Here is a 25607-nt window from a genome sequence, read left to right on the forward strand (position 1 = left end):
CCGTTCGAACTTTTCCTTGGCCATGGCCAAACTCCTGATGGCCCGGGTCCGTCAGCGGAGGGGCGCGATGCTGATCTTTTTAAAAACCTGGAGCGGGTAGACGGGATCGAACCGACATCCTCAGCTTGGAAGGCTGCTGCACTACCATTGTGCTATACCCGCGCGGAGACTGCGGAAGTTCTTTCGGAACGCCGCAGCCGGTTCCTCTCCGTCGTCCTGATCCGTCGTATCCGTCAAGGCGCGTGGTGGGGGAAGAAGGACTCGAACCTTCGAAGCTTACGCAGGGGATTTACAGTCCCCCCCCTTTGCCGCTCGGGACATTCCCCCAGCGCGCCTTGTCGAACCGTCGGACCCCTCGTTTCCGCCCATAAAGAAGCGGGACGAAACAAAAGCCTTCGGCTTGTCGCCTCCTCTAGGATAGAGGGGGCGCCCAGACCCGAAAGCCCTTGGGGCTCCAAATCGGAGGGCGTCTTATAGTGTCGTCGAAATCAGAACGCAACGACCGTAAAAGCGGTAAAAAACAGGTCTTCGGAAACCGTCCCGACGGCCCCCGCGACAAGGGCCAAAAGCCCGCTGCGCAAGGGTTTGGCCGGCGCGAGGAAACCCCTCGTCAGCCCCGTTCGCCCGATCGGGGCAAGTCGGACGCCGATAATTTTCTGTGGGGGCGCCACCCGGTTTTGGCCGCTCTGGCGAATCCCGCCCGTCGCGGCATGGGTCGTCTGCTGGCCACGGCCGAGCGCGCCGCCGAAATCGAGAACAATGCTCTCGCAAACGGCCACAGGATCGAGGTGGTCGATATCCAGACCCTGACCCGGATGCTGCCCCCGGGCGCCGTGCATCAGGGACTGGCCTTCAAGGTCCAGCCGCTGGAAGGCGTGTCGCTGGAAGACCTGGCCGAGCCGGCCGAGGGCGTCATCGTCATGCTGGATCAGCTGACCGACCCCCAGAACGTCGGCGCCATCTTCCGCTCGGCCCTGGCCTTCGGCGCGCGGGGAATCATCGTTCAGGACCGTCACGCCCCGGCTCTGGCGGGCGCCCTGGCCAAGGCTGCGGTCGGCGCGACCGAACGCCTGCCCCATGCGCGGGTGACGAATCTGTCGCGCGCGCTGGAGCGTCTGGCCGATCTGGGCTGGCGCGCCGTCGGCCTGGACGGAACGGGCGAACAGACGCTGGAGGAGGCGCTGGATCATCAGCCGACCGTTCTGGTCATGGGGTCCGAAGGCGACGGCATCCGTCGTCTGGTCGCCGAACATTGCGATGTCCTGGCCAAGATCCCCATGCCGGGCGGCTTCGAGAGTCTGAACGTGTCCAATGCGGCGGCGGTGGCGCTTTATGAAGCGGCGCGCGCGCAACGCGGCTGACAGAACGCCGCACCGAGGCTAAGGAGCGGAAATGGAATTCCTCTCGTCTCCCGAACTCGCCAGCCAGGCCACGGCCCTGGGCCAGGTCCTGCTGATGGATCTCGTCCTGGCCGGCGACAACGCCGTCGCCGTGGGCCTGGCCGCCGCCGCCCTGCCCCAGGACCAGCGCAAGAAGGCCATTCTGATTGGCCTGGCCGCCGCCGTCGTCATGCGAATCGGCTTTGCGCTGATCACTGTGCAGCTTCTGGCTCTGGTCGGCCTGTTGCTGGCCGGCGGCCTGCTGCTGCTGTGGGTGTGCTGGAAGATGTGGCGCGAACTGCGCGAGCAGGCGACGCACGACCAGGCCGAGGCCGAAAAGGAACTCGAACTGGCCATGAGCATCGAGCACGGCTCTGGACCGTCGCCCGAGGAACTGGGCCTGAAGCGCAAGAGCTTCGGCGCCGCCCTGCTTCAGATCATGGTCGCCGACATCACCATGTCGCTGGACAATGTCCTGGCCGTCGCCGGCGCCGCGCACGAACACCCCTGGATCATGGTCTTCGGCCTGGTCCTGTCGATCGCCCTGATGGGCGTCGCCGCCACCTATATCGCCAAGCTTCTGCACCGCTTCAGCTGGATCGGCTATATCGGTCTGGTCGTCGTCCTTTATGTCGCCCTGCACATGATCTGGGACGGCGCCCGCCAGGTGGTGGTCCGCACCGGCCATACGGAAGAGTTCAACGCCTCGGCCCCTGCTTTCCTTGAGATCGGTCCCGAGGAAACGGCCAAACATCTGGGCCAGAAGCGCACCGAGGACAGCCCGACGCCGGCGCCCGCCGAACCGACGGTCGCGCCATGACCGTCGCCACGGTCACCGTCGAAGACGCCGCCGCCTGGCTGCAGGCGGGCGAAGCGGTGCTGATCGATGTGCGCGAGCCGGACGAGTTCGCCGCCGCCCGCATCGACGGCGCGATCCTGGCCCCGCTCAGCCAGATGCCCGCCGCCTGGGAGGCGCTGGACCTTCCGGCCGACAAGAAGATCATCGTTCAATGCCTGAAGGGCGGCCGCAGCCACCAGGTCTGCGCCTTCGTCGGCCCGACCGGCCCCGACGGCCAGCCGCTGTTCAACCTGACCGGCGGCATCCAGGCCTGGAACACGGCGGGGCTTCCCGTCGTGTTCGCCGAGCAGGACTGATCAGCGACCGCGCAGCCAGCCGGTGACCGAAATCCGGTCCGCCGCCGCCGACAGGGCGACCTGCGTCACCGAATGGGGCGTGGGCACCTTCAGCAGGTTCAGGGTGTTGAAGCGCGGCGTAAAGGCCTCCGCCACATTGCCGTCGGCGCCATGGAAAGCCAGCAGGCCGCCCCACTCGATCCGCCAGGCCGGCGTCAGGTTCAGCACATAGGCGAAGAAGCGATTCTTGCCCTCGGCGTGGTCGTCATGCTCGGTCAGAAAATGGCCGGCGCGATAACGGGTCAGTTGCGCATCGGCCAGGGCAAGCTGCGGCTCGCCCGTCACGTCCCGCATCAGACCCAGGAAGGCCTCGCCGTTCAGGAAGGCCAACAGATCGGCCCACACCGGCGCCGCCTGCCCCGCCTGGACCAGATCGTAGATCGGATGATTGTCGTACAGATACTGGAAATCGGCCTGGGCCGAGACCTGCACCGCCTGACCCAGCGCCTGTTTCTGATCCGGCGTCAGAGAAGCCAGCCAGGCGGCGGGCAGATCGACATGGCCGGTCCCGCGTCGCGTCACGACATTGTAATCGACGCGCGTCGCCGCGTCGTAGAGCGCCTGCGCGTCCGTGGGGGCCAGGACGCCGTCGATCTGCGCCCGCCCCGTGCGCGCCAACCGCTCACGAATGGCGGCGCGCGCTTCGTCGGTCAGGGACGTCAGGGTCGGCGTCATCGCTTATCCACTTCGGATCAGGCGTCCGCGCCGCCGAAGCGTTCGGACCACTCCGCGACCTGGGCGTCCTCGATCTTGGCGAACAAGACGCCCTGAGCTTCCACCTTGCCGCCCACAGGCAGACGGTTCAGCAAATCCTCGTCGGCGCCAGGCCAGCTCAAGTCGTCCACCCCAACCGACGCCGCGATCCTGGGCGCGGTGAAGGGCAGGATCGGCGCGGCCAGACGCGCGAACAGGGCCACCAGGTTCAGACCCGTGCGCACCCCCACCGCCGCGCGGTCGCGATCGGTCTTCAGCGCCGTCCAGGGCGCGGCGACCTGCAGATACTCGTTGCCCAGCACCCAGGCGACGCGGATGGCGACGGCGGCCTTTCTGAACTCCATCGCCTCCAGCTGTTCGGTCGCCTCGGCGACGGCGGCCTTGATGTCGGCCTCCAGCTGGATCTCGAACGGCCCGGGTTCGCCGCCCTCAGGCACCACGCCGTCGAACTTGGATTCCGCGAACTTGACGATGCGGTTGACGAAGTTACCCAGCACATCGGCCAGGTCCTTGTTGGTCGAAGCCTGGAAGTCCTCCCAGGTGAAGGCCGAGTCCGCGTGCTCCGGTCCATAGGCCGTCAGTCGCCAGCGCCAGTAGTCGGCCGGCAGCAGCTCCAGCGCCTGATCCATGAAGACGCCGCGCTTCTGGCTGGTGGAGAACTTGCCGCCGTACCAGTTCAGCCAGTTGAACGCCTTCAGCTGATCCACCGTCTTCCACGGCTCGCCCGAGCCGATGATGGTTGCCGGGAACGACACGGTGTGGAAGGCCACGTTGTCCTTGCCCATGAACTGGACATAGCGAACGTCGTCCGCCCCTTCGTCCAGACGCCACCAGTCACGCCACGATCCGCCCGTCGCCTCGGCCCATTCCTCGGTCGCGGCGATGTATTCGATGGGGGCGTCGAACCAGACGTAGAAGACCTTGTCCTCCATGCCCGGACGGGGGAAGCCATCCTTGGTCACCGGCACGCCCCAGGCCAGGTCGCGGGTGATGCCCCGGTCGATCAGCCCCTCGTCCAGATGTTTGTAGGCGATGGACTTGGCCAGTTGTTGCCAGCCCGTCTTGCCGTCGACCCAGGCGCGAATCTCGGGCTCGATCTTGGTCTGGAGCAGATAGAGGTGACGCGTGTCGCGCACCTCCAGGTTCTTGGAGCCCGACACCGACGAATAGGGATCAATCAGGTCGGTCGGATCCAGCAGGCGTCCGCAGTTGTCGCACTGATCGCCGCGCGCGCCGACATGGCCGCAGTGCGGGCACGTCCCCTCGACATAGCGGTCGGGGAGGAAACGGGCGTCGTCGATCGAATAGATCATCCGATCCACCCGCTCCTCGATCAGGCCGTTCTTCTCCAGCGCCTCGGCGAAATGCTGGGTTAGGCGATGGTTCTGCGGGTTCGACGACCGGCCGAACCAGTCGTAGCTGAGCCCGAAGGCCTGACCGGCGGCCTTCTGAATCTCGTGCTGCTCGTCGCAATAGGTGCGCACGTCCTGGCCGGCGGCGGCGGCGGCCAGCTCGGCCGGGGTGCCGTGCTCATCGGTGGCGCAGATATAGAGGACCTCATGCCCCTGGGCCCGCTTAAACCGCGCCCAGACGTCGGCCGGCAACATCGAGCCCGCCAGATTCCCCAGGTGCTTGATGCCATTGATGTAGGGCAGCGCCGAGGTGATGAGGATGCGGGCCATGATCGTCCAGGTGTTCGGGGAAGCGCAGGGATATAGAGCGGCGGCGCGGTTTCCTCAAACGCCTTGCGGCAGACGGCGCGCAATACGGATGAAACGCCCGGTCAGCAGGGTCGAGGACGCCAGGCTGGCGATCACCACCGCCCAGACCAGGCCGTTGACGCCCATCTGATGCGCCAAAACCCAGCCCAGCGGCATCATCACCGCGCCGTAGGCGGCGAAATGCATGATGGTGGGCCACCAGACGTCGCCTGCCGCGCGGTTGGCCTGGGCCGCCACGACCTGAATGCCATCCGCCACAAAGAACAACGTCGCCAGCACCAGGGCCGGAGCGGCGATGGCCAGCAGGGCCGGATCGCGATTATAGGCGCCGACGATCAGATGGGCGCTGGGCCAAACCAGCAGGGCGACAACCAATGTCAGGGCCGTGACGACGCCCAGCCCGACCAGCCCGGCGCGCATCACCCCTCGCCCGTCGCCGGCGCCATAGCTGCGCCCCACCAGCACCGCGGTCGCTGACGACAGCCCCATCGGCAGCATGAAGACGATGGCCGAGACGTTGAGCACAACCGCCCAGGCCGCCGTCTCCGCCGTACCGATCTGACCGGCGAAGAAGGTGAAACCGGAAAAGGCCCCGACCTCGATGAAATAGGATGCGCCGGCGCCCAGGCCGACCTTGACCTGTTCGCGCGCGGCCTTGGGATCGCGCTCGGGCTTGTCGAAGATGCCCAGCGCCCGCGCCTCGGGCAGACGCAGGATGTAGATCACCAGAAAGATCGCCAGCGCCGCCCGCGCCCCGAACGTCGCCCAGGCCGAGGCGAAGGCGCCGTCGAAGCCGAAGCCGAGCAGGTCCGGGACCAGCACGATGTTCAGCACCAGATTGACCCCGTTCGCCACCCACATGGCCACCATGCCGGGCTTGGGCCGGCCCAGAGCCTCCAGGAAGAACTGGCCCGTCACCGAGATCAGATAGAAGGGCATGGACAGGGCGAACACCACCAGGGCAGGCCCCGCGCCCTCCGCCAGACCGTCCTCCAGCCCCAGCTTGCCCAGTCCCCACGGGCCAATGGCGATCAGGGCGATCATCGACACGACGCCGATCTGCAACGAATAGGTCAGGCCGCGACGCAGCACCGAGCCGACCGCGTGCCGACGCCCCTCGCCCAGCATCCGCGCCGTCATCACCTGCACGCCCAGCATCAGGCCCACCGCCGTCGTCACCACGATCGACGTCGGCGCCCAGGCCAGAGAATGGAACGCCAGTTCCTGGCTGGAATAGTTGCCCACCACGATGGCGTCGGTCAGCCCCATGGTCATGATGCCGATGCGCGCCAGGATCACCGGCCATGCCAGGTTCAGCAGGTCGCGGAAGGCGGTACGGGTCTGGGGGCTGAGCGCGATCATCGGACGCGGCACAGGCCACGCCGACTCGCCGGGGTCAACTCCCAAAAACTTTGAGGGCTTGGCCTACCAGGCGCCCAGTTCGCGCAGCTGACGCACCAGTTCTTCCGGAGCCTCGCCAGCGTCGAGGTCGGTCAGATCGACCGGCGCATCTTTTGGCTCGAAATATCGCCAACCCTGGAAGGGACGCCGAGCCATGGGCGCGGTGCGAATGACTTTGGGTTCGAGCGTGATCTCGCATCGGCTCTGCTTGCCCTCGCCCAAGGTTGTGATGTCCAGCACCGGCTGTCGACAGACGATCGTTCCCTTCACCACCCAGTAAAGCGAGCCGCCGTCCTCGATCTCGGTCGCCCGTTTCGGTGTCATTCGCGTATGAACCACCAGCGGCCCGCCCTTGGCGGCGCGGGTTTCCAGCCATTCGACGTCCGGCACCCCGACGCCCAGCTTGATCATGTGAAGCGGCATGGCGCCCACGTAGCGCCCCTTAGGCGCATTGGCCAGATTCTTAATCTAAAGGGGTTAGTCATGATCGCGCGCCGCTCAGTTCGCCCAGCGCGTTTAGGACCAGTATGTACGGATTGATTACCCGCCTGACGGCCCACCCCGGCCGCCGCGACGAACTGGGCCTCTGCCTGCTGGACCCCAATGTGAAGCGACCAGGCTGCCACAGCTACGTCGTGGCGCACGACGTGAATGACGCAGACGCCCTGCTCGTCACAGAGGTCTGGATGAGCAAGGCCTCGCACGATGCCTGGTTCAACACGATCCGCGAATCCAGGGTGATGCGTCCGGCGCTCGGCCTGATTGCGCTGTGGGGCGATACGGTCGTGACACGCCCGATCGGCGGCGTGGGGCTTTAGTCCGCCTTCACGACCGCCAGCACGGCCGCCTCGACGACCTGATCGCCAAGAGACGCGACGCTCTCCACCACGCCGTCGAACGGCGCGGTCAGGGCGTGTTCCATCTTCATGGCTTCCAGCACCACAACCGGCTGGCCCTTCGTCACCGCATCGCCGGCCTTGACCGGCGTAGCCACGATCTTGCCCGGCATGGGCGCGCGCAGGGAGCCGTCCGACACCGCGCCCGCGCCCGACCCCACAGCGGCGCGATAGGGCGCAACGCGACGCGCCTCGCCATCGACGAACAGGACGAAACCGTCGTCGACGGCCTGATAGCCGAACAGGCGATCCCCGGCCTGAACCTGGTCGAAGCCAACGTGGGCAAGTTCGCCCTGCGAACCGCGCCAGCCCGTTTCAACCGGCGTCACCGCAGCGGACACGCCCTGACCGTCGACATGGGCCCAGACGGTCGTCTGCGCCTGCGCATTCAGGCGCACGCCATAGGACAGACCCGGCTGCCCGCCCCAGGGACTGAACCGGTCCGAACGCGCCTCGACCGCATCCGCCGCCGCTTCTGCAATCAGGGTCAGGGCCGCCAGCGTTGCTTCGTCGGACGGCTGCGGCTGCAACGCCGCCTCCTCCGCCGCGATGAAGCCCGTGTCCACGTCGCCGGCGACGAAGCGTGGGTGCTCCAGGCAGCGTTTCAGGAAGCCGGCGTTGGCCTTGACTGGCCAGACCTCGACCTCGCGCGCCGCATCGGCCAGCCGCGCCGCCGCCGCCTCTCGCGTGTCTTCATGCACGATCAGCTTGGCGATCATCGGATCGTAGAACTGGCTGACCTCGCCGCCCTGTTCCACGCCTGTGTCGACGCGGATGCCTTCGGGCATGACGAAATGCTCCAGCTTGCCGATGGAGGGCAGGAAGCCGTTGGCCGGATCCTCGGCATATAGCCGCGCCTCCATGGCCCAGCCGTTCAGCTGAATCTCATCCTGCTTCAGAGGGATCCGCTCGCCCGCCGCGACGCGGAACTGCCATTCGACCAGATCGACGCCCGTCACGCTCTCGGTCACGGGATGCTCGACCTGCAGTCGGGTGTTCATCTCCATGAACCAGACGCCGTCCGCCTTCAGCCCGTCCGAGGCGTCGGCGATGAACTCAATCGTGCCGGCCCCGACGTAGTTGACCGCCTTGGCCGCCTTGATCGCGGCCCCGGTCACGGCGGCGCGCACAGCCTCGCTCATGCCCGGCGCGGGCGCCTCTTCGATCACCTTCTGGTGGCGGCGTTGCAGCGAACAGTCGCGTTCGTACAGGTGCACGACCTCGCCGTGCTTGTCGCCGAACACCTGCACCTCGATGTGGCGGGGGCGGTTGATGTAGCGTTCGATCAGAACCCGGTCGTCGCCGAAGGCCGCAGCCCCTTCCCGCTTGGCGCTGGCCAGACCGGCGGCGAAATCGGCCGGATCATCGACCCGTTTCATCCCCTTGCCGCCGCCGCCCGCGACCGCCTTGATCAGCACCGGATAGCCGATGCGCGCCGCCTCGGCCGTCAGGGTTTCCTCCGACTGGTCCGCGCCCTGATAGCCTGGCGTCACCGGCACCCCGGCCTGGATCATCAGCGCCTTGGCCGCGTCCTTCAGGCCCATGGCGCGAATCGAGGACGGGTCCGGCCCGATCCAGATCAGGCCCGCCGCCGCGACGGCCTCGGCGAAGTCGGCGTTCTCGCTCAGAAAGCCATATCCGGGGTGGATCGCCTCTGCGCCGGTCGCCTTGGCCGCCGCCAGCACCTTGGCGCCGTCCAGATAGGATTCGCGCGCCGCCGCCGGACCGATCAGCACCGACTCGTCGGCTTCGCGCACATGCAAGGCGTTGGCGTCCGCCTCGGAATAGACGGCGATGGTGCGAATCCCCATCCGCTTGGCGGTGCGGAAGACGCGGCAGGCGATTTCGCCGCGATTGGCGACAAGGACGGACTTGAACATGAAGCGGTCTTAGCCGGATCGTGCGCATCAGGCGAGAGGCAGAGCACGACCCTTCTCACGCGACGCAGCAGGCGTTAAGCCCCCTCCATGTCCTTGCGCCCCCTCTTCGTCACCCAGGTCTATGAAGCCTCCCTTGCCGCCGGCCGCGGCTGGTCCGACTTTAACGCACAGCTGATCGACGTCATCCGGATGATGGCCGAGGAGGACGAGGCTGGCCGCCGCTGGTGCAAGGCGAACGCCTATCGCGGCTACACCTCCTACGGATCGCTGAACGACCTGCCCCAACGCTTCCCAGAGTTCGCCGAGCTAAAGCGGCATCTGGATCGCCATGCCGTCGCCTACGCCAAGGCGCTGAACTTCGACCTAGCGCGCAAGCCCCGCCTCGACAATCTGTGGGTCAACATCCTGAAGCCCGGCGGGGGTCATACAGGTCACATCCACCCGCACGCCTTCCTGTCGGGCACCGTCTATATCGACGTGCCAGACGGCGCCTCATCGCTGAAGCTGGAAGACCCCCGCCTGCCCTTCATGATGGCCCGCCCGTCGGTGACCGATGACGCGAGCGAGGCCGAGCGGCCGTTCGTCTATCTGCAGCCTCAGGCCGGCACGGTTCTGATGTGGGAAAGCTGGCTGCGGCACGAGGTGCCGACCAATCTGGCCAAGGCCGACCGGATTTCGATCAGCTTCAACTACGCCTGAAATCGGCCGCCGTTTCCGGCGACCGATCAGCGCAATCAGACCGTCCAGCTGGCCTTGCGCTTTTCCAGGAAGGCGGCGACGCCCTCGCGGCCTTCTTCCGACACGCGGGCGCGGGCGATGCGTTTGGCGGTTTCGTCCATCAGACCGTTGTCGATCTTGTGGTGGGCGATGTCGTTGACCAGACGCTTGGCCTCGCCCATCGCACCCGGCGCATTGTTGGTCAGGCTGTCGCTCAGCATCGAGATGAACTCGTCCACCGATCCTTCGGGCAGGACCAGGTCGATCAGGCCGGCATGGGCGGCGTAGTCAGCGTCGAAGGCGTTGGCGGTCAGGAACAGCTGACGGGCGCGGCGCGCGCCGACGGCCTCGATCACATAGGGGGCGATGGTCGCCGGGATCAGACCCAGCTTGACTTCGGAGAAGGCAAAACGCGCTCCCTCGACCGCCACGGCCATGTCGCAGGCGGCGACGATGCCCGCTCCGCCGCCCATGGCGTTGCCCTCGACCACCGCCACCGTCAGGGCGGGAATGTCGTGCAGGGCCTTCAGCATTTTCGCCAGGCCCATGGCGTCGTCGCGGTTGTCGCTCTCGGACCAACCGGCGGCGTCGCGCATCCAGTTCAGATCGGCCCCGGCGCTGAAGGTGCCGCCCGCCCCCCGAATGAAGACGGCCCGCACCCGGTCCGCGCCATGCAGCGTTTCGAACGCCTCATGCAGGGCCGCGATGGTCGCGGCGTCGAAGGCGTTCTTCTTGGCCGGCCGATTGATGGTGACGAAGACGACGCCATCGGTGGTCGAATCGATCTGCACCAGATCATCGTCGGCGTCCGGCGCCGCATCGGGCACCAGCGGCTGGGCGATGCTGTTGATCTCGGCCGCCTCGGCGTCGGTGACGTCCAGGGCGTTGAGGTCGGCTTCGGTCGGTTTGTCTGTCATGGGGGACTCCTTCAAAGGATCAACGCGCGACGGGGCGAACGGCGCCGCTTCAGTGAAAAGTGCAAGTGAGCGAGGGGTGAGCGGCTGTCCGGCTGGGCGACAAGCTCACTCCTTGCTCACTGACACCACACGCTCACCCCAAATCACATCCGGAACAGGCCGAACGTCGTCTCCGGGACGGGGGCGTTCAGGCTGGCGCTGATGGCCAGGCCCAGCACATCGCGGGTCTGGGCCGGGTCGATGACGCCGTCGTCCCACAGGCGGGCGGTGGCGTAATAGGGATTGCCCTCGTCCTCATACTTCTGGCGGATCGGCGCCTTGAAGGCCTCGGCGTCGTCTGCGCTCCAGGTGTCGGCGTCGCGGTGCACGGTAGCCAGGACGCTGGCGGCCTGCTCGCCGCCCATGACCCCGATCCGGCTGTTAGGCCAGGTGAACAGGAAGCGCGGCGAATAGGCCCGGCCGCACATGCCGTAGTTTCCAGCCCCGAAACTGCCGCCGATCAGGACAGTGAACTTGGGCACTTCGGCCGAGGCCACGGCCGTCACCAGCTTGGCGCCGTCCTTGGCGATGCCGCCTGCCTCATATTTGCCGCCGACCATGAAGCCGCTGATGTTCTGCAGGAACAGCAGCGGAATCTTGCGCTTGCAGGCCAGTTCGATGAAGTGCGCGCCCTTCTGGGCGCTTTCGGAAAAGATGACGCCGTTGTTGGCCAGGATGGCGACCGGATAGCCCCAGATGCGCGCGAACCCGCACACCAGGGTCGAGCCGTACAGGCTCTTGAACTCGTCGAACTCCGACCCGTCCACCAGTCGGGCGATGACCTCGCGCACATCATAAGGGGCGCGCACGTCGTCGGGGATCAGGCCGTAGAGCTCTTCGGCGTCGAACGCCGGCGCGCGCGGTTCGCGCACATCCATCTCGACGGCCTTGGTCGTGTTTAGATTGGCGACGATGGAGCGCACGATTTCCAGCGCATGCTCATCGTTCTCGGCGACATGATCCACCACGCCCGAGCGACGGCCGTGGGTTTCGGCCCCGCCCAGTTCCTCCGCCGAGATGACCTCGCCGGTCGCCGCCTTCACCAGCGGCGGGCCGGCCAGGAAGATGGCGCCCTGGTTCCTGACGATGACCGTCTCGTCCGACATGGCCGGCACATAGGCGCCGCCGGCGGTGGACAGGCCCATGACGCAGGCGATCTGGGCGATGCCCTTGGCGCTCATCCGGGCCTGGTTGAAGAAGATGCGGCCGAAGTGGTCGCGGTCGGGAAACACCTCGGCCTGGTGCGGCAGATTGGCCCCGCCGCTGTCGACCAGATAGACGCACGGCAGGCGGTTCTGCTCGGCGATTTCCTGGGCGCGCAGGTGCTTCTTCACCGTCATGGGGAAATAGGCGCCGCCCTTCACCGTCGGATCGTTGCAGACGATCATGACCTCGCGGCCGGACACCCGACCGATCCCGGCGATGACGCCCGCCGCCGGGGCCTCGCCGTCATACATGTCGTGCGCGGCCAGTTGCCCGATCTCCAGGAAGGGCGAGCCGGGGTCCAGCAGCCGCTCGACCCGGTCGCGCGGCAACAGCTTGCCGCGAGCGACGTGACGCTCGCGCGACTTGTCGGACCCGCCGCGCGCGGCCTTGGCCACATGGTCGCGCAACTCGGCGACCAGGGCGCTGTTGTGCGCGTGCAGGGACTTGTACTTTTGGCTTTGCGGATCGACCGCGGACGTCAGCTTCGGCATGGGGCTGGTTTAGGCGGGGTCGCGGGGCGCCACAAGCGTCTGCCGCCATCCTTGCCTCCTCGCCCCTTTTCCCCTATACGCGCCCGCTTTCCAGGGCTTCGGTCCTGTCGCGGAGCACCAAAGGGTTGGACGTTCGGTCCGGCCGCCGCGCCAGGAGCCATCGTGGAGACCGACTTACCCGGTCGTTTCCGCGCCGACGCCCACAAGGGAGACTACCGCATGGCTCTTTACGAGCACACGGTCATGACGCGCCAGGATATCTCGGCGCAACAGGCCGAAGCGCTGAATGACACCATCAAGGATCTGATCGTCGCCGGTGGCGGCTCGGTCGCCAAGATCGAATACTGGGGTCTGCGCAACCTGACCTACCGCGTGAAGAAGAACCGCAAGGCTCACTATTCGCTGCTGGCCGTCGACGCCCCTCCGGCCGCCATGGCCGAAGTCGAGCGTCAGCTGTCGATCAACGAAGACGTGCTGCGCTGGCTGACCGTCCGCGTCGAGGAACTCGACCTGGAACTGTCGCCGCTGCTGGCCCGCCGCGAGCGTGAACGCGAGCGTGAGCGCGAGCGCACCCCGCGCGACGACGCCGCCGCCGACGCCGAATAAGGAACCCGGAACATGACCGATACCACCGCCCCGACCCCGGGCGCACCGGCGGGCTCCGGCGCCGCCGGCCGCCGCCCCTTCTATCGTCGCCGCAAGGTCTGCCCGTTCTCGGGCGCCAATGCGCCGAAGATCGACTATAAGGACGTCAAGCTGCTGCAGCGTTACGTCTCCGAACGCGGCAAGATCGTGCCTTCGCGCATCACCGCCGTCTCCCAGAAGAAGCAGCGTGAACTGGCCAAGGCCATCAAGCGCGCTCGCTATCTGGCCCTCCTGCCTTACGTGGTGAAGTGAGATGAAGGTCGTTCTGCTGGAACGCGTCGATAACCTCGGCGCCATCGGCGACGTCGTCACTGTCAAGGACGGCTTCGCTCGCAACTTCCTTCTGCCGCGCGACAAGGCCCGCCGGGCCACCGCCGCCAACCTGAAGGCGTTCGAACTCGACCGCGCCGCCATCGAGCAGCGCAACGAGAAGAACAAGGCCGACGCTCAGAAGGTCGCCGACAAGATCGACGGCCAGACCTACGTCATGATCCGTCAGGCCGGTGAAACCGGTCATCTGTACGGTTCGGTCGCCGGTCGCGACGTCGCCGAGGCCATCCAGGCCGAAGGCGGCAAGGTCGAGCGCTCTCAGGTCGTCCTGAACACGGCGATCAAGAGCCTGGGCGTCCACGAAGTGCCGGTTCGCCTGCACGCCGAGGTCCGCGCCACGGTCAAGATCAACATCGCCCGCTCGATGGACGAGGCCGAGCGCCAAGCCAAGGGCGAGGATGTGATCCGCAGCCAGTTCGACGATGAGCGCCAGGCTGCCGAGCAATCGGCCCAGGAACTGATCGAAGGCGGCGCCGGTCAACAAGAAGGCTTCGGCGACGAAGCCTGATCCGACCGGATCCTGAAAGACATCAAGGGCGCGTCTCGCAAGGGACGCGCCCTTTTTGCTGCGCGGCAGACGGTCGCCAACCGAACGGCCGATCGTCACCCTGACCTATGACAAGATTACAACAAACCCAGATCATTGATCTTCGAAACAGGCATCTAGACATTAAGCTTGCTTGACGCCGTCACATTGCGGTCACAGCCTGCAATCGCGTCTCGCGTTTCGATTATATGCGCAAGATTTTTGCGCCTTTCGAGATGCCAGCCGCGGGCGACGGCATGGCGGCCTGCCGAGCGCCGACATAGAGGGCTGTCGTGCATCGTCGGGGACTATCAATGAAACTCGGATACGGTCGTCAGGCCCTGTTGGCCTTCGCCTCCACCAGCGCGCTCTTCATCGCCTCATCGGCGTTCGCCCAGACCACCCCTCCGCCAAGCGAAGCCACCGATGTCGATGAGATCGTCGTCACCGGCACGCGCACCGTTGGGCGCAGCCGGCTCGACAGCGTCGCGCCCGTCGATGTCATCACCGGCGAAACTCTGGCGAAACAGGGCACTGGCACAGAGCTGGCCGCCGCCCTCGCCGCCACCGCCCCGTCCATCAACTTCCCTCGTCCCGCCATTTCCGACGGCTCGGATCACGTTCGTCCGGCAACCCTGCGCGGTCTGGCTCCTGACCAGACCCTGGTCCTGATCAACGGTCAGCGCGGCCATGTCGGCGCCTTGGTCAATGTCAACGGCGCGCTTGGCCGTGGCTCCACCGCCTTCGATCTGAATACGATTCCATCGATCAGCCTCGGCTCGGTCGAAGTCCTGCGTGACGGCGCTTCGGCGCAGTACGGCGCCGACGCCATCGCCGGCGTCATCAATCTGCGTCTGCGCCAGGCGTCGAGCGGCGGCGGCATCACCGCCAACTACGGCATCTACGATACCGACTTCACGACCGCGCGCGGTGAGCACAGCCGCCGCGACGGCGAACAGACCTCGCTCGCCGGCTGGATCGGCCTGCCCCTGCTCGGCGACGGCTTTTTGACCCTTTCGGGCGAGGTCCAGAAACGCCAGCCCACCAATCGCTCCGACTACGCCGCGACCACCGCCGTCAACGGAGGCAGTGCAACCAGCGTCATCGGTCGCTTCGGCGATCCCTATACCGAAGCCTACACCGGCTATTTCAACGCCGGCAAACCGCTTGGCGGCGAATGGGAAGCCTACGCCTTCGGCGGCTATCAGAAGCGCAAGTCCGAGGCTGCGGCGACCGCCCGCGCCTTCAACAATTCCAACAACGTCACCGCCATCTATCCCAATGGCTTCCTGCCGATCATCGCCGCCGACATCGACGACTATAATATATATGGCGGCCTGAAAGGTCCCGCAGCCGGCTTCGACTGGGACATCTCGGTCGGCTATGGGCGTAATGAGCTGGATTATCGCGTCCTGAATTCCCTGAACGCCTCCTACGGCGCCGCGTCTCAGACCCAGTTCGACGCCGGCGGCCTCAGCTACGGTCAACTGACCATCGGCGTGGATGCGGTCAAGCAGATCGAAGCGAATCTGTATGAACCGCTCAACGTTGCCTTCGGCGTCGAGTACCGACGCGAGGACTTCAACGTCACCGCAGGCGAACCGACATCCTACAACAAGGGCCCCGTCACGGCCGGCGGCGCGGGATCGCAGGGCTTCCCCGGCTTTGCGCCATCCAATGCGGTCGATGTCGATCGCAACAACATCAGCGCCTACATCGACCTGGAGGGCAAGTTCTCCGAGCAGTTCAGCGTCGGCCTGGCGGGGCGTTACGAGGACTATTCCGATTTCGGCGATCAATTCACGGGCAAGATTTCGGGACGCTACGACTTCACCGAGGCCTTCGCCCTGCGTGGCGCCATTTCGACGGGCTTCAAATCGCCAGCCCTTCAGCAACAGTACTTCAGCTACATCGCCACCAACCTTGTCGCGACAGCAGGCGGCGTGGTGCTGCAGCAGAACGGCTCGTACCGGGTCGATGATCCCATCGCGATCGCTTTGGGCTCAAAGCCCCTGGAGCCCGAGACCTCGACCAACTACTCGCTTGGCGCGGTCTTCCGACATGAAGGCTTTGAACTGACGGTGGACACTTACCGCATCGATGTCGCTGACCGGATCATCTATTCCGAGACGCTGGGCGTTGCGCGGCCCAGCCAGACGGCGCAATCCACGGCTGCCATTCAGGCGCTGCTCGCTCCGTTCGGCGTCACCGGCGCGCGGTTTTTCCTGAACGGTGTCGACACCTCGACCAGCGGCGTCGATGTCGTGGCGCGCTATCGGACACAGCAGGATTTCGGGCGGTTCGATTTCACACTGGCGGGCAACTTCAACTCCACCGAAGTGACCAAGACGCCTGCCGTTCCCAGCAACCTGGCCATTGCCCCGTCCGACGCCTTCCTGTTCGACCGCTCTTCCAAACTGTCGTTTGAGCAGGGCACGCCCGAACAGAAGATCGTCGCGAGCGTCGACTGGTCGCTCGGCGATTTTGGTGCGACCTTGAAGGGCACCAGCTACGACAGCGTTCTGGTCGCCAACAACAACGCCACCCTGGACTACGAAACGGGCGACGCGCTGCTGGTGGATCTGGAGGGTCGCTACACCCTGCCCTTCGGCGTCTCGCTCGCGGTCGGCGTGAACAACCTGACCGACGAATATCCAACCGCCACGCCGACCAACATCAACGGCGCGACCGGTTCGGTGGGCTATCCAAGCTACTCGCCCTACGGCTTCAACGGCCGCTTCGTCTACGGCCGTCTGAGCTACAACTTCTAAGCCAAGCGATATCACAGCCGAATGGGGCGCTCTTCGGAGCGCCCCATTTGCGTGACGATAGATTTGCTACTGCCTGCTGCAACGAAACATGGTCGCCTGCGTCGATTGACCCGCCGCACCTTCGCCCTGATATGGCCATGACCGCCGGGACCTCCCCGACCTTGCGGTTGGAGAGGCCATGAAGATCACCCCCCGTTCTAGGGCGACCCCGCCCGCCATCGCGCGATGTTGCGACTAAGAACGCACGCCATATCCAATCCAAGCCGAACATAAAAAGCCTGTCGCGGTTAGCGGCGGCGACGCGCGCTCGCGCCAAAAACAGACTTTAGGAAATCTCTCGATGCGCTCTCTTTCCCAACGGGCCGCCGCACCGGCCCTGCTCGCCACCGTCTCGACCTTCGCCCTGCTGAGCGCCACCCCGGCCTTTGCTCAAAACGCCGAACCCGTCGCCGGTGAGGCGGCGCAGGTGGACGACATCGTCGTGACCGGCACGCGGGTCCAGAACCGGTCGCGCCTCGACACCCTGGCGCCCGTCGATGTCGTGACGTCCGAGGCGTTGCAGACGCGCGGCACGACCGAGTTCGCCACCGCCCTGGCCCAGGCCGTGCCCTCGCTGACCTTCCAGCGGCCGTCGGCCAACGATGGCTCGGACTCGATCCGCCCGATCACCCTGCGCGGCCTGTCGCCGGACCAGACGCTGGTGCTGGTCAACGGCACGCGTCGCCACGCCTCGGCCCTGGTCAACGTCAACGGCGTCGTGGGACGGGGCTCGGCCGCCGTTGATCTGAACACCATTCCGACCGGCGCTCTGGACCGGGTGGAGGTGCTGCGCGATGGCGCCTCGGCGCAATATGGCTCCGACGCCATCGCCGGCGTGGTCAACCTGCGCCTGAAGGAGGCTTCCAGCGGCGGCGGGGCCAGCGTGACCTACGGCCAGTACTTCACCACGGTGAAGACCGCGCGCGGCGAACGTGACGAAAACGATGGCGGCACCGTCACGACCTCGGCCTGGCAGGGGTTCTCGCTGGGCGACGACGGCTTTCTGACCCTGTCGGCGGAGTATTTGAACCGCGAGTCGACCAATCGTTCGGACTATGACCCCCGCGCGGCGGCCAACGGCGCGATCACCGCCCGCTTCGGCGACCCGGACGTGGAACAATGGACCGTTTTCGCCAACGCCGGCAAGGGTTTGGGCAATGGTTGGGAGGCCTATGGCTGGGCCGGTTATCAGGACCGCGACAGCGAAGGCGCCGCCTTCCCTCGCCTGTCCGACAACGTCAACAATGTCGCCTCGATCTATCCGAACGGCTTCCTGCCGAAGGTCGCCATCAATTCGAAGGACGCCTCGCTGGCGGGCGGCCTGCGCGGCGAGTTGGCGGGCTGGAATACGGACATCAGCCTGACCTATGGCCGCAACGCCCTGGACTTCCGCACCGAGGATTCGCTGAACTCCACCTACGGCGCGACTTCGCCGACCAGTTTCGATTCCGGCAGCCTGATCTATGACCAACTGGTGCTGGGCGCCGACTTCAGCCGTGAGTTCGAGGTCGGTCTGTCCGGCGGCCCGCTGAACTTCGCCTGGGGCCTGGAGCAGCGCTGGGAAAACTACAAGATCGAGGCCGGTCAGCCCGAGAGCTACAACCGCGGCCCCCTGGGCGCCAACACGGCCCTGACTGGCGGCGCCCAGGGCTTCGTCGGCTTCCAGCCCTCGAACGCCGTCGATGTCGATCGCGACAACTTCGCCGCCTACGCCGACGTCGAAATCCCCCTGACCGACAAGCTGCGCGTCGAGGGCGCCGTGCGATTCGAGGACTATTCCGACTTCGGCGACACCCAGACGGGCAAGCTGTCGGCCCGCTACGACTTCACCCCCAGCTTCGCCCTGCGGGGTTCAGTCTCGACCGCCTTCCGCGCGCCGTCGTTGCAGCAGTCGTATTTCACCTCCACCGCCTCGGTGATCCAGAACGCCGCCGTGGTCGAAACCGGTACCTTCCCGGCCACCAGCACCGTCGCAGCGGCCCTTGGCGCGCGGCCGCTGAAGGCCGAGACCTCGACCAACTATTCGCTGGGGGCCGTGGTGCGGTTGGGCCGGTTCGACCTGACCGTGGACGCCTACAAGATCGACATCGACGATCAGATCGTTCTATCCGAACTGATCAACCGGACGTTCTCGGGGCAGGTCGCCGGCCTGCTGGATCCGCAAGGCGTCCAGGCCGCGCGCTTCTTCCTGAACGGCGTCTCGACCTCGACCGAAGGCGTGGATGTCACCGGCCGGTATCGCCTGCCGACCGACACGCTCGGCGATTTCGACTTCACCGTTGCGGCCAACTTCAACGATGTGTCGGTCAACCGGGTGCCGACCTCCTCCTCGGTGCTGAACCCAATCCCGACCCTGTTCGCCCGCCAGCGCATCCTGACCATCGAAGACGGCACGCCCGATACAAAGGTCTCGGCGTCGGCGGACTGGAGCCGGGACAAGTGGGGCGCCACGGTTCGCGCCACCTACTATGGCGACGTGCTGCAACCCGGCTCGACGGCGGCGAATGACTACAGCACCGGGGCCAAGACGGTCGTGGATCTGGAAGGTCGGTTCCAGCTGACCGAACGCGTGGGCGTGGCGATCGGCGTGGACAATGTGTTCGACGAATATCCGGACTTCGTGCCGGCGTCGCTGAACTCCAACGGCGTTCTGGGATTCCCCTACTATTCGCCCTTCGGTTTCAACGGCCGCTACGGCTATGCGCGCCTCAGCCTGAAATGGTGAGGTCGGGCTGAACGCCAGCCGGGCAAGGGCGCTCCTCGGAGCGCCCTTTTCCTTGTTCGCATTACGAAATCTTCAGCTTGACCGTTCCGCTTCGCCCCAGTTGCGACACATATCGGCGTTCAATCTGCGCCCTGCCAGAGGGGGCTTTGGAGGGGACCAGATGAAGATCAGATCGATTGCAGCCGGCGTCTTGGCGCTGACGCTTTTCGCCGGCGCGGCCAACGCCATGACGGTTCAGGAATTCCTGACCACCGCCAACGCCATTCCTCAGAACCCGACCGCCCTGCTGCGCTCGGACACCCGTCGCCTGATGGCCGAGTTCCGAACCGCCGTTCGCACCGTCCGCGCCGAACAGACCCAGGCCAAGGCGGCCGGCCGTCAGCCTGCGACCTGCATGCCCGACAAGGTCAGCGTCTCGCCCAACGCCATCCTGAGCCGTTTCAACGCCATTCCGCAGAGCCGTCGCAATATCAGCGTGACCCAAGCCTTCCGCGAATGGATGGCGCACGACTATCCGTGCGCCTGACCCGCGCCGATTGAGGAATTTCGGTTCGTCCCCAAGGCGGCGCGATCTGTCCACGGTCCAGGCGGCGTCCGCGTCTGACGCAGGGGCGTGAGAGGGCTAAAGCGTTAATCGATGAACGCCTTCGCCCCCATGCCCTTCTCGTCGTCTCCGCTGGACTCCGGCGGCGTCAGTTCGATGCCGCACAATCTGGAGGCCGAGCAGGCGCTGCTGGGGTCGCTGATGTTCGACAACGCCGTGTTCGAGCGGTTGAACGACCGGCTGCGCGGCTCGCACTTCTACGAACCCTTCCACCAGCGGCTGTTTGACGCGATCGAGGACCATATCCGCCAAGGCTTGCTGGCCGAGCCCACCATTCTGATGGAGCGGTTCAAGCAAGACCCGGCGTTCCAGGAGTTCGGCGGCCTGCGCTATCTCGCCGATCTGGTGGACCGCGCGCCGCCCGCCGCCAACGCCCCCGACTACGCCCGCGTCGTCTATGATCTGGCGCTGCGCCGCGATCTGATCCGCATCGGCGGCGATATGATCAAGGAGGCGCCCAATCCGGAGACGCCCGCCGACGAGCAGATCGAACAGGCCGAACAGACCCTGTATTCGCTGGCCGAGACGGGCAAGCCTTCTTCGGGTTTCGTCAGCTTCTCCAACGCCTTGTCCGGCGCCGTTCAGATGGCGGCCGAAGCGTATCAGCGCGAGGGCAAGCTGGCCGGCCTCGCCACCGGCCTGAACGATCTGGACCGCAAGCTAGGGGGGCTGCACCCCTCCGACCTGTTGATCCTCGCCGGCCGTCCGTCGATGGGCAAGACGGCGCTGGCGACCAACATAGCCTTCAACGTGGCGCGCGCCTATCAGTGGGAGCCGACGCCGGAGGGCCGCAAGACGGTCAACGGCGGCGTTGTCGCCTTCTATTCGCTGGAAATGAGCGCCGAACAGCTGGCGATGCGTATCCTCGCCGATGCGTCTGGCGTCTCGTCGGACAAGCTGCGCAAGGGCGAGATCGACGCCGCGGACTTCGGCAAGCTGCGCGACGCGGCGGTCGAGATCGGCGAAAGCCCCCTCTACATCGACGCCACCGGCGGCCTGTCCATCTCCAAGCTGGCGGCCCGCGCGCGCCGCCTGAAGCGCATGGAGCATGGGCTGGACCTGATTATCGTCGACTATCTGCAGCTGGTCACGACCGGCAATAGCGGCGGCCAGAAGAACCGCGTGCAGGAGGTGTCCGAAATCACCGGCGGACTGAAGGCCCTGGCCAAGGAGCTTTCGGTGCCGATCATCGCCCTGTCGCAGCTGTCGCGTCAGGTGGAACAGCGCGACGACAAACGCCCGCAACTGTCCGATCTGCGCGAATCCGGCTCGATCGAGCAGGACGCCGACTGCGTGATGTTCGTCTATCGCGAGAGCTACTACTTGGGCCGCGCAGAGCCGCGCGAGGGGACCGAAGAACACCTGCAATGGCAGCAGGACATGGACCGCCTGCAAGGCCAGGCCGAGGTCGTCATCGGCAAGCAGCGCCACGGCCCCATCGGCATCGTCAAACTGGCCTTCGACGCCGACACCGTCCGCTTCGGCAACCTGGCGCACGGCTATGAAGAGGTCAGCTACGAGTAGCCTCTTCCATCGGCGCGGCGTTGGCGCATAAGGACGCCATGACCGCATCGACCCCCGCCGTCCTCTCCGTCGATCTGAACGCCCTGGCGCGCAACTATCACACGCTGGAGGCCGTCAGCGGCCAGCCGGTGCATCCGGTGGTCAAGGCGGACGGCTATGGATTGGGCGCGCAGGCCGTGGCGGCGCGGCTGATGGCCGAGGGGGCGCGGACCTTCTTCGTGGCGCGAGCGGCCGAGGGCGTGCGGCTGCGGGCGGCCTTGGGCGCCGATGGTCCGGTGATCTATGTGCTCGACGGCTGTCACGGCGACGATGCGGCGATGCTGAAGGCGTCGGACCTGCGGCCCGTGCTGAACCATCCGGCGCAGATCCAGGCCTGGAGGGCGGCGGGCGGCGGGACCTGCGGGCTGCAGATCGACACCGGCATGAACCGGTTGGGTATTCGACCCGAGGAAGCGCCCGAGGCGTTCGACGGCCTGGCCCTGGTCCTGACCCACCTCGCCTGCGCCGACGAACCGGCCAATCCGATGAACCGACGCCAGCGTGACGCCTTTGCGGGCGTGCTGGATCGCTATCCGGGCGTGATCCGGTCGTTCGCCAACTCCAGCGGCTGTTTCCTGGGCCCGGACTTCGCCTTCGACACCGTGCGCCCGGGCATCTGTCTTTACGGCGGCGGACCGGAGGGGCGGCCCGATCCCCGGATTGCACCCGTGGCGACCCTGACGGCCGAGGTGCTTCAGGTCCGCGACGTGCCGGCGGGCGAGAGCGTCGGCTATTCGCGCGGCTATATCGCCCAGCGCCCGATCAAGGTCGCCACCGTGGCGGCCGGTTACGCCGATGGATTGCTGCGATCCTATTCGCCCCAGGGCGCGGTCTGGATCGCCAACGAGACGCGGCCGCTGCTGGGTCGGGTCTCGATGGATGTCTGCGCGGTGGACATCACCGGCTTGGATGTGGCGGTCGGCGATCCGGTCGAACTGTTCGGCCCGAACCGCCTGTTGGACGACGCCGCGGCCGCGGCGGGGACCATCAGCTATGAGTTGCTGACCTCGATCACCCCCCGCGTGCCGCGCGTCTATTCTCAGTAGCCGGCGCCCATTCCGGGGAGACCGCCGGTCGTAGCGGCGACGGAGAGCGTCACCCCACGTATCGCCGCGCCTATAATCGCATAGAGAACCAAGCCCGCGATCAGCACGACAACGTAGTAGACCACCTTCTTTTCCTCCGGCGTTTTCATCAGCATCGGCAGGCCGATGAACAGCAGCACCAGGCTGTAAATCGCGCCGATCAGGCTCAAGACGCTCAACACAGGTATCAGGTCGAAAACCGCAGCGACCCATGCTGCGGTCGAAGCGTAAACCGCCACCTTCATGGCCTGAACCTGATCCACGGTCGAACCGAAGCTGGGCGCCAACGCGTTGATAAGAATGCCAAGCACAAAGACTGCGGCAAGGGACAGACCGTAGGATACCAGAGCTACCACCAGAGCCCCGATAATCGACGCTTCACCGAAAATCAGGCTGCCAATCAACCCAGCAATCGGACCAATCGCGGCCAGGATCATCGCGTAACGAGTGAACAGCGTTTTGGTGGTGGCGAACTCACCATCGATGCGCAGCCATTCGGCGTTCGGCTGGACCAAAATCCCCTTGACCCGCGCGACCAATGCCGGATCGACAGCGGGTTGGGAGTGGGTCGTCGGATCGGTCATGACAGGCCTCGGCGAGAGAAGATGGGCGGATGTTGACGTTGCGTCGCTTCAAGAAGCAAGGGTGTGCGACACATTCTCAATCCCTCAATATGGCAAAGGTTGTGCTTGCGACCGAAACTGTCGTGCGCCGACGCCATGTCCGGCGCGACCGTTCGATCTGCTAAGGAAGTCCATGGCTCGCGATTCCGCCCTCTACGTCTGTCAGTCCTGCGGCTCGGTCCACAGCAAGTGGTCGGGCCAGTGCGGTTCCTGCGGCCAGTGGAACACCTTGAGCGAGGAAAGCCGTTCGGCTCCGCCAGGCGCGATCAAGCCGTCGGCGGCGGCTTCGGCCCGGACGCGCGGCATCCAGTTCGAAACGCTTCAGTCCGACACGCCAGAGCCGCCGCGCATCACGACGGGCGTGGCCGAGTTCGACCGTGTGTGCGGCGGCGGCGTGGTGCCCGGCTCGACCATCCTGCTCAGCGGCGATCCGGGCGTCGGCAAGTCGACCCTGTTGCTGGAGGTCGCGGCCAAGGCGGCGCTTCGCGGTTCGCGCGTGGCCTATATCTCGGGCGAGGAAGCCGTTGAGCAGATCCGCGCCCGCGCCAAGCGGATGGGCCTGACCGATGCCCCGGTCAATCTGGCGGCCGCGACGGCGCTGCGCGACATCCTGGGCACGCTGAAGCGCGAGAAGTTCGACATCGTCATCATCGATTCGGTTCAGACCCTTTGGTCCGACGTGCACGACAGCGGTCCCGGCTCGATCACCCAGGTCAGGGCCTGCGCGGGCGAACTGGTGCGTCTGGCCAAGAGCGACGGCCCCGCCATCGTTCTGGTCGGCCACGTCACCAAGGACGGCCAGGTCGCCGGCCCCCGCGTCGTCGAACATCTGGTCGATGCGGTCATGACCTTCGAGGGCGAGCGCGGCTATCCGTTCCGCATCCTGCGCGCCGGCAAGAACCGCTTCGGCGCCACCGACGAGATCGGCGTGTTCGAAATGGGCGACGCCGGCCTGCGCGAGGTCGCCAACCCCTCCGCCCTCTTCCTCGGCGAAGGCAAGGAGCGCGCGCCGGGCGCCGCCGTCTTCGCCGGGATCGAAGGCTCGCGTCCGGTGCTGGTCGAGATGCAGGCCCTGGTGTCCAAGTCCGCCTACGGCACCCCGCGCCGCGCCGTGATCGGCTGGGAGACGGGGCGTCTGGCCATGGTGCTGGCCGTGCTGGAGGCCCGCTGCGGCTTCGGCTTCGGCGATCAGGACGTCTATCTGAATGTCGCCGGGGGGCTGCGCATCAACGAACCGGCGGCCGACCTCGCGGCGGCGGCGGCCCTGATCAGTTCGGCGACCGGCGTGTCCCTGCCCCAGGGCTGCGTCGTTTTCGGCGAAATCGGCCTGTCGGGCGAGGTCCGCAGCGTGGGCCGCGCCGAGGCCCGCCTGCGCGAAGCGCAAAAACTGGGCTTCGATCAGGTGCTCGGCCCGACTTTGACCGCCAAGACCAAGGGGGTGAAGGTGACATCCGTCACGCGCCTGACGGATGTGGTCGAACGAATCTCGCAGAACCGCTATTAGACCCTCGTAGCAACCGCAGGATCCCGCACGCGTGACCGGATACGACGTCTTCGCCATCGTGGTGATCCTGTTTTCCGTCGCCGCCGGCTGGGTGCGCGGCGGGGTGCGCGAGGTCATCACCCTGCTCAGCGCGACCCTGGCGGCCCTGGTCGCCCTGATCGCCCTGCCCTGGACCGCCGGCGTCACGCGCGCCTTCGTCGATCCCGAATGGGCCGGGTCGATCCTGGCCGCCGTCCTGACCTTCTTCGTCGTCTATTTTGGCCTGCGCCTGGTCGGTTCGATGATGTCCAAGAGCGCCAAGGACCATCCGCACCTCGGCGTCATCGACCGCATCTTCGGCCTGTTCATCGGCGGCGTCCGCGCGCTGGTCCTGATCGGCGCGGTGCATCTGGTCATCGTCGCAGCCCTGCCGGGCGAGCGCACGCCGCTCTGGCTCGTAAATGCAGCCCTCTATCCGGTCAGCGCCATGGGCGCGCGGATGATCCAGATCGTCCTGCCCAGCATCGGGCGCGGCGCCGACGCCATCACGCCCGTCGTGGATTCGTCCGTACGCCGGGGCTTTTCGGACGACGAAGCCTTGCCCCCGACGCAATCACAGCCTAACTCGCCGCGCGAAGCCGCCCGTTAAGTTCCCCCC

The 25607-nt window shown here is 66.2% G+C and carries 23 protein-coding genes and 2 tRNA genes; 15 read left to right on the forward strand and 10 right to left on the reverse strand.

Annotated elements, in window-relative coordinates:
- Positions 1–88: 88 nt before the first annotated feature.
- Together VH88_RS06500 and VH88_RS06505 are read right to left on the reverse strand one after the other, a co-directional pair.
- Positions 89–162: transfer RNA gene (locus VH88_RS06500), tRNA-Gly, on the reverse strand.
- An 81-nt stretch (positions 163–243) separates the two neighbouring features.
- Positions 244–327, reverse strand: a tRNA-Tyr gene (locus VH88_RS06505).
- 149 nt (positions 328–476) lie between these two features.
- On the opposite strand from VH88_RS06505, the gene rlmB reads away from it, so the two are divergent.
- Genes rlmB through VH88_RS06520 form a run of 3 tightly spaced genes read left to right on the forward strand, consistent with a single transcriptional unit; the run spans position 477 to position 2534 of the window.
- Positions 477–1361, forward strand: coding sequence for a 23S rRNA (guanosine(2251)-2'-O)-methyltransferase RlmB (gene rlmB / locus VH88_RS06510; RefSeq protein WP_082064401.1), 885 nt, complete (start codon positions 477–479; stop codon positions 1359–1361).
- Between the two features lie 31 nt (positions 1362–1392).
- The gene (locus VH88_RS06515) at positions 1393–2199 is read left to right on the forward strand and encodes a TerC family protein (protein ID WP_045810541.1); all 807 of its coding nucleotides are present in this window, start codon (positions 1393–1395) and stop codon (positions 2197–2199) included.
- The gene (locus tag VH88_RS06520; protein ID WP_045810542.1) at positions 2196–2534 is read left to right on the forward strand and encodes a rhodanese-like domain-containing protein; all 339 of its coding nucleotides are present in this window, start codon (positions 2196–2198) and stop codon (positions 2532–2534) included. The genes VH88_RS06515 and VH88_RS06520 overlap by 4 nt, the downstream gene beginning before the upstream one ends.
- Here the strand turns inward: VH88_RS06520 and VH88_RS06525 are convergent, their stop codons facing one another.
- The 4 genes from VH88_RS06525 to VH88_RS06540 are packed head-to-tail and all read right to left on the reverse strand — an operon-like array spanning position 2535 to position 6832.
- Complete coding sequence (locus VH88_RS06525) at positions 2535–3248, reverse strand: 2OG-Fe(II) oxygenase family protein (protein ID WP_045810543.1); 714 nt, start codon at positions 3246–3248, stop codon at positions 2535–2537.
- Positions 3249–3265: 17 nt separating this feature from the next.
- Positions 3266–4969 carry a methionine--tRNA ligase gene (gene metG / locus VH88_RS06530; protein ID WP_045810544.1) on the reverse strand — a complete coding sequence of 568 codons (1704 nt, stop codon included), beginning with the start codon at positions 4967–4969 and terminating at the stop codon, positions 3266–3268.
- A 54-nt stretch (positions 4970–5023) separates the two neighbouring features.
- Positions 5024–6382: an MATE family efflux transporter gene (locus VH88_RS06535; protein ID WP_231576604.1), complete on the reverse strand. Its 1359-nt coding sequence runs from the start codon at positions 6380–6382 to the stop codon at positions 5024–5026.
- 51 nt (positions 6383–6433) lie between these two features.
- Complete coding sequence (locus VH88_RS06540; RefSeq protein ID WP_045810585.1) at positions 6434–6832, reverse strand: DUF1489 family protein; 399 nt, start codon at positions 6830–6832, stop codon at positions 6434–6436.
- Between the two features lie 104 nt (positions 6833–6936).
- Between VH88_RS06540 and VH88_RS06545 the strand changes: the two genes are divergently transcribed.
- Positions 6937–7227 carry a putative quinol monooxygenase gene (locus VH88_RS06545; protein ID WP_039247635.1) on the forward strand — a complete coding sequence of 97 codons (291 nt, stop codon included), beginning with the start codon at positions 6937–6939 and terminating at the stop codon, positions 7225–7227.
- Here the strand turns inward: VH88_RS06545 and VH88_RS06550 are convergent.
- Positions 7224–9185: a biotin carboxylase N-terminal domain-containing protein gene (locus VH88_RS06550; protein ID WP_045810546.1), complete on the reverse strand. Its 1962-nt coding sequence runs from the start codon at positions 9183–9185 to the stop codon at positions 7224–7226. The two genes, VH88_RS06545 and VH88_RS06550, sit on opposite strands and share 4 nt — an antisense overlap.
- An 87-nt stretch (positions 9186–9272) precedes the next feature.
- On the opposite strand from VH88_RS06550, the gene VH88_RS06555 reads away from it, so the two are divergent.
- Positions 9273–9884, forward strand: coding sequence for a TIGR02466 family protein (locus tag VH88_RS06555; protein WP_045810547.1), 612 nt, complete (start codon positions 9273–9275; stop codon positions 9882–9884).
- Positions 9885–9919: 35 nt separating this feature from the next.
- On the opposite strand, the gene VH88_RS06560 is transcribed toward VH88_RS06555, so the two are convergent.
- Positions 9920–10819 carry an enoyl-CoA hydratase-related protein gene (locus tag VH88_RS06560; protein WP_045810548.1) on the reverse strand — a complete coding sequence of 300 codons (900 nt, stop codon included), beginning with the start codon at positions 10817–10819 and terminating at the stop codon, positions 9920–9922.
- A gap of 143 nt (positions 10820–10962) precedes the next feature.
- A complete protein-coding gene (locus VH88_RS06565) occupies positions 10963–12555 on the reverse strand; it encodes a carboxyl transferase domain-containing protein (RefSeq protein ID WP_045810549.1) in 1593 nt (530 codons plus the stop codon).
- A gap of 219 nt (positions 12556–12774) precedes the next feature.
- Between VH88_RS06565 and rpsF the strand changes: the two genes are divergently transcribed.
- The 8 genes from rpsF (at position 12775) to alr (ending at position 22804) form a co-directional block, all read left to right on the forward strand.
- Positions 12775–13161, forward strand: a complete 387-nt coding sequence (gene rpsF / locus VH88_RS06570; RefSeq protein WP_026108635.1) for a 30S ribosomal protein S6 — start codon at positions 12775–12777, stop codon at positions 13159–13161.
- A gap of 12 nt (positions 13162–13173) precedes the next feature.
- Positions 13174–13452 carry a 30S ribosomal protein S18 gene (gene rpsR / locus VH88_RS06575; protein WP_008259463.1) on the forward strand — a complete coding sequence of 93 codons (279 nt, stop codon included), beginning with the start codon at positions 13174–13176 and terminating at the stop codon, positions 13450–13452.
- A gap of 1 nt (position 13453) precedes the next feature.
- Positions 13454–14038, forward strand: a complete 585-nt coding sequence (rplI, locus tag VH88_RS06580) for a 50S ribosomal protein L9 (protein WP_017506581.1) — start codon at positions 13454–13456, stop codon at positions 14036–14038.
- Positions 14039–14370: 332 nt separating this feature from the next.
- Positions 14371–16827, forward strand: coding sequence for a TonB-dependent siderophore receptor (locus VH88_RS06585; protein WP_045810550.1), 2457 nt, complete (start codon positions 14371–14373; stop codon positions 16825–16827).
- A 340-nt stretch (positions 16828–17167) separates the two neighbouring features.
- Positions 17168–19591: a TonB-dependent siderophore receptor gene (locus tag VH88_RS06590; protein ID WP_045810551.1), complete on the forward strand. Its 2424-nt coding sequence runs from the start codon at positions 17168–17170 to the stop codon at positions 19589–19591.
- Between the two features lie 160 nt (positions 19592–19751).
- Complete coding sequence (locus tag VH88_RS06595; protein WP_045810552.1) at positions 19752–20117, forward strand: hypothetical protein; 366 nt, start codon at positions 19752–19754, stop codon at positions 20115–20117.
- 111 nt (positions 20118–20228) lie between these two features.
- Positions 20229–21719, forward strand: a complete 1491-nt coding sequence (locus VH88_RS06600) for a replicative DNA helicase (RefSeq protein WP_039245217.1) — start codon at positions 20229–20231, stop codon at positions 21717–21719.
- Positions 21720–21757: 38 nt separating this feature from the next.
- A complete protein-coding gene (gene alr, locus VH88_RS06605; RefSeq protein ID WP_045810553.1) occupies positions 21758–22804 on the forward strand; it encodes an alanine racemase in 1047 nt (348 codons plus the stop codon).
- On the opposite strand, the gene VH88_RS06610 is transcribed toward alr, so the two are convergent.
- Entirely contained in the window at positions 22798–23427 is a 630-nt protein-coding gene (locus VH88_RS06610; RefSeq protein ID WP_045810554.1) for a Yip1 family protein, read from the reverse strand. The genes alr and VH88_RS06610 overlap by 7 nt on opposite strands.
- A gap of 172 nt (positions 23428–23599) precedes the next feature.
- On the opposite strand from VH88_RS06610, the gene radA reads away from it, so the two are divergent.
- Both radA and VH88_RS06620 read left to right on the forward strand, forming a co-directional pair.
- Positions 23600–24970: a DNA repair protein RadA gene (radA, locus tag VH88_RS06615; RefSeq protein WP_045810555.1), complete on the forward strand. Its 1371-nt coding sequence runs from the start codon at positions 23600–23602 to the stop codon at positions 24968–24970.
- 31 nt (positions 24971–25001) lie between these two features.
- Positions 25002–25598: a CvpA family protein gene (locus VH88_RS06620; RefSeq protein WP_045810556.1), complete on the forward strand. Its 597-nt coding sequence runs from the start codon at positions 25002–25004 to the stop codon at positions 25596–25598.
- The last annotated feature ends 9 nt before the right edge of the window (positions 25599–25607 follow it).

Source organism: Brevundimonas sp. KM4, from assembly GCF_000964075.1.
Classification (GTDB): Bacteria; Pseudomonadota; Alphaproteobacteria; order Caulobacterales; family Caulobacteraceae; genus Brevundimonas; species Brevundimonas huaxiensis.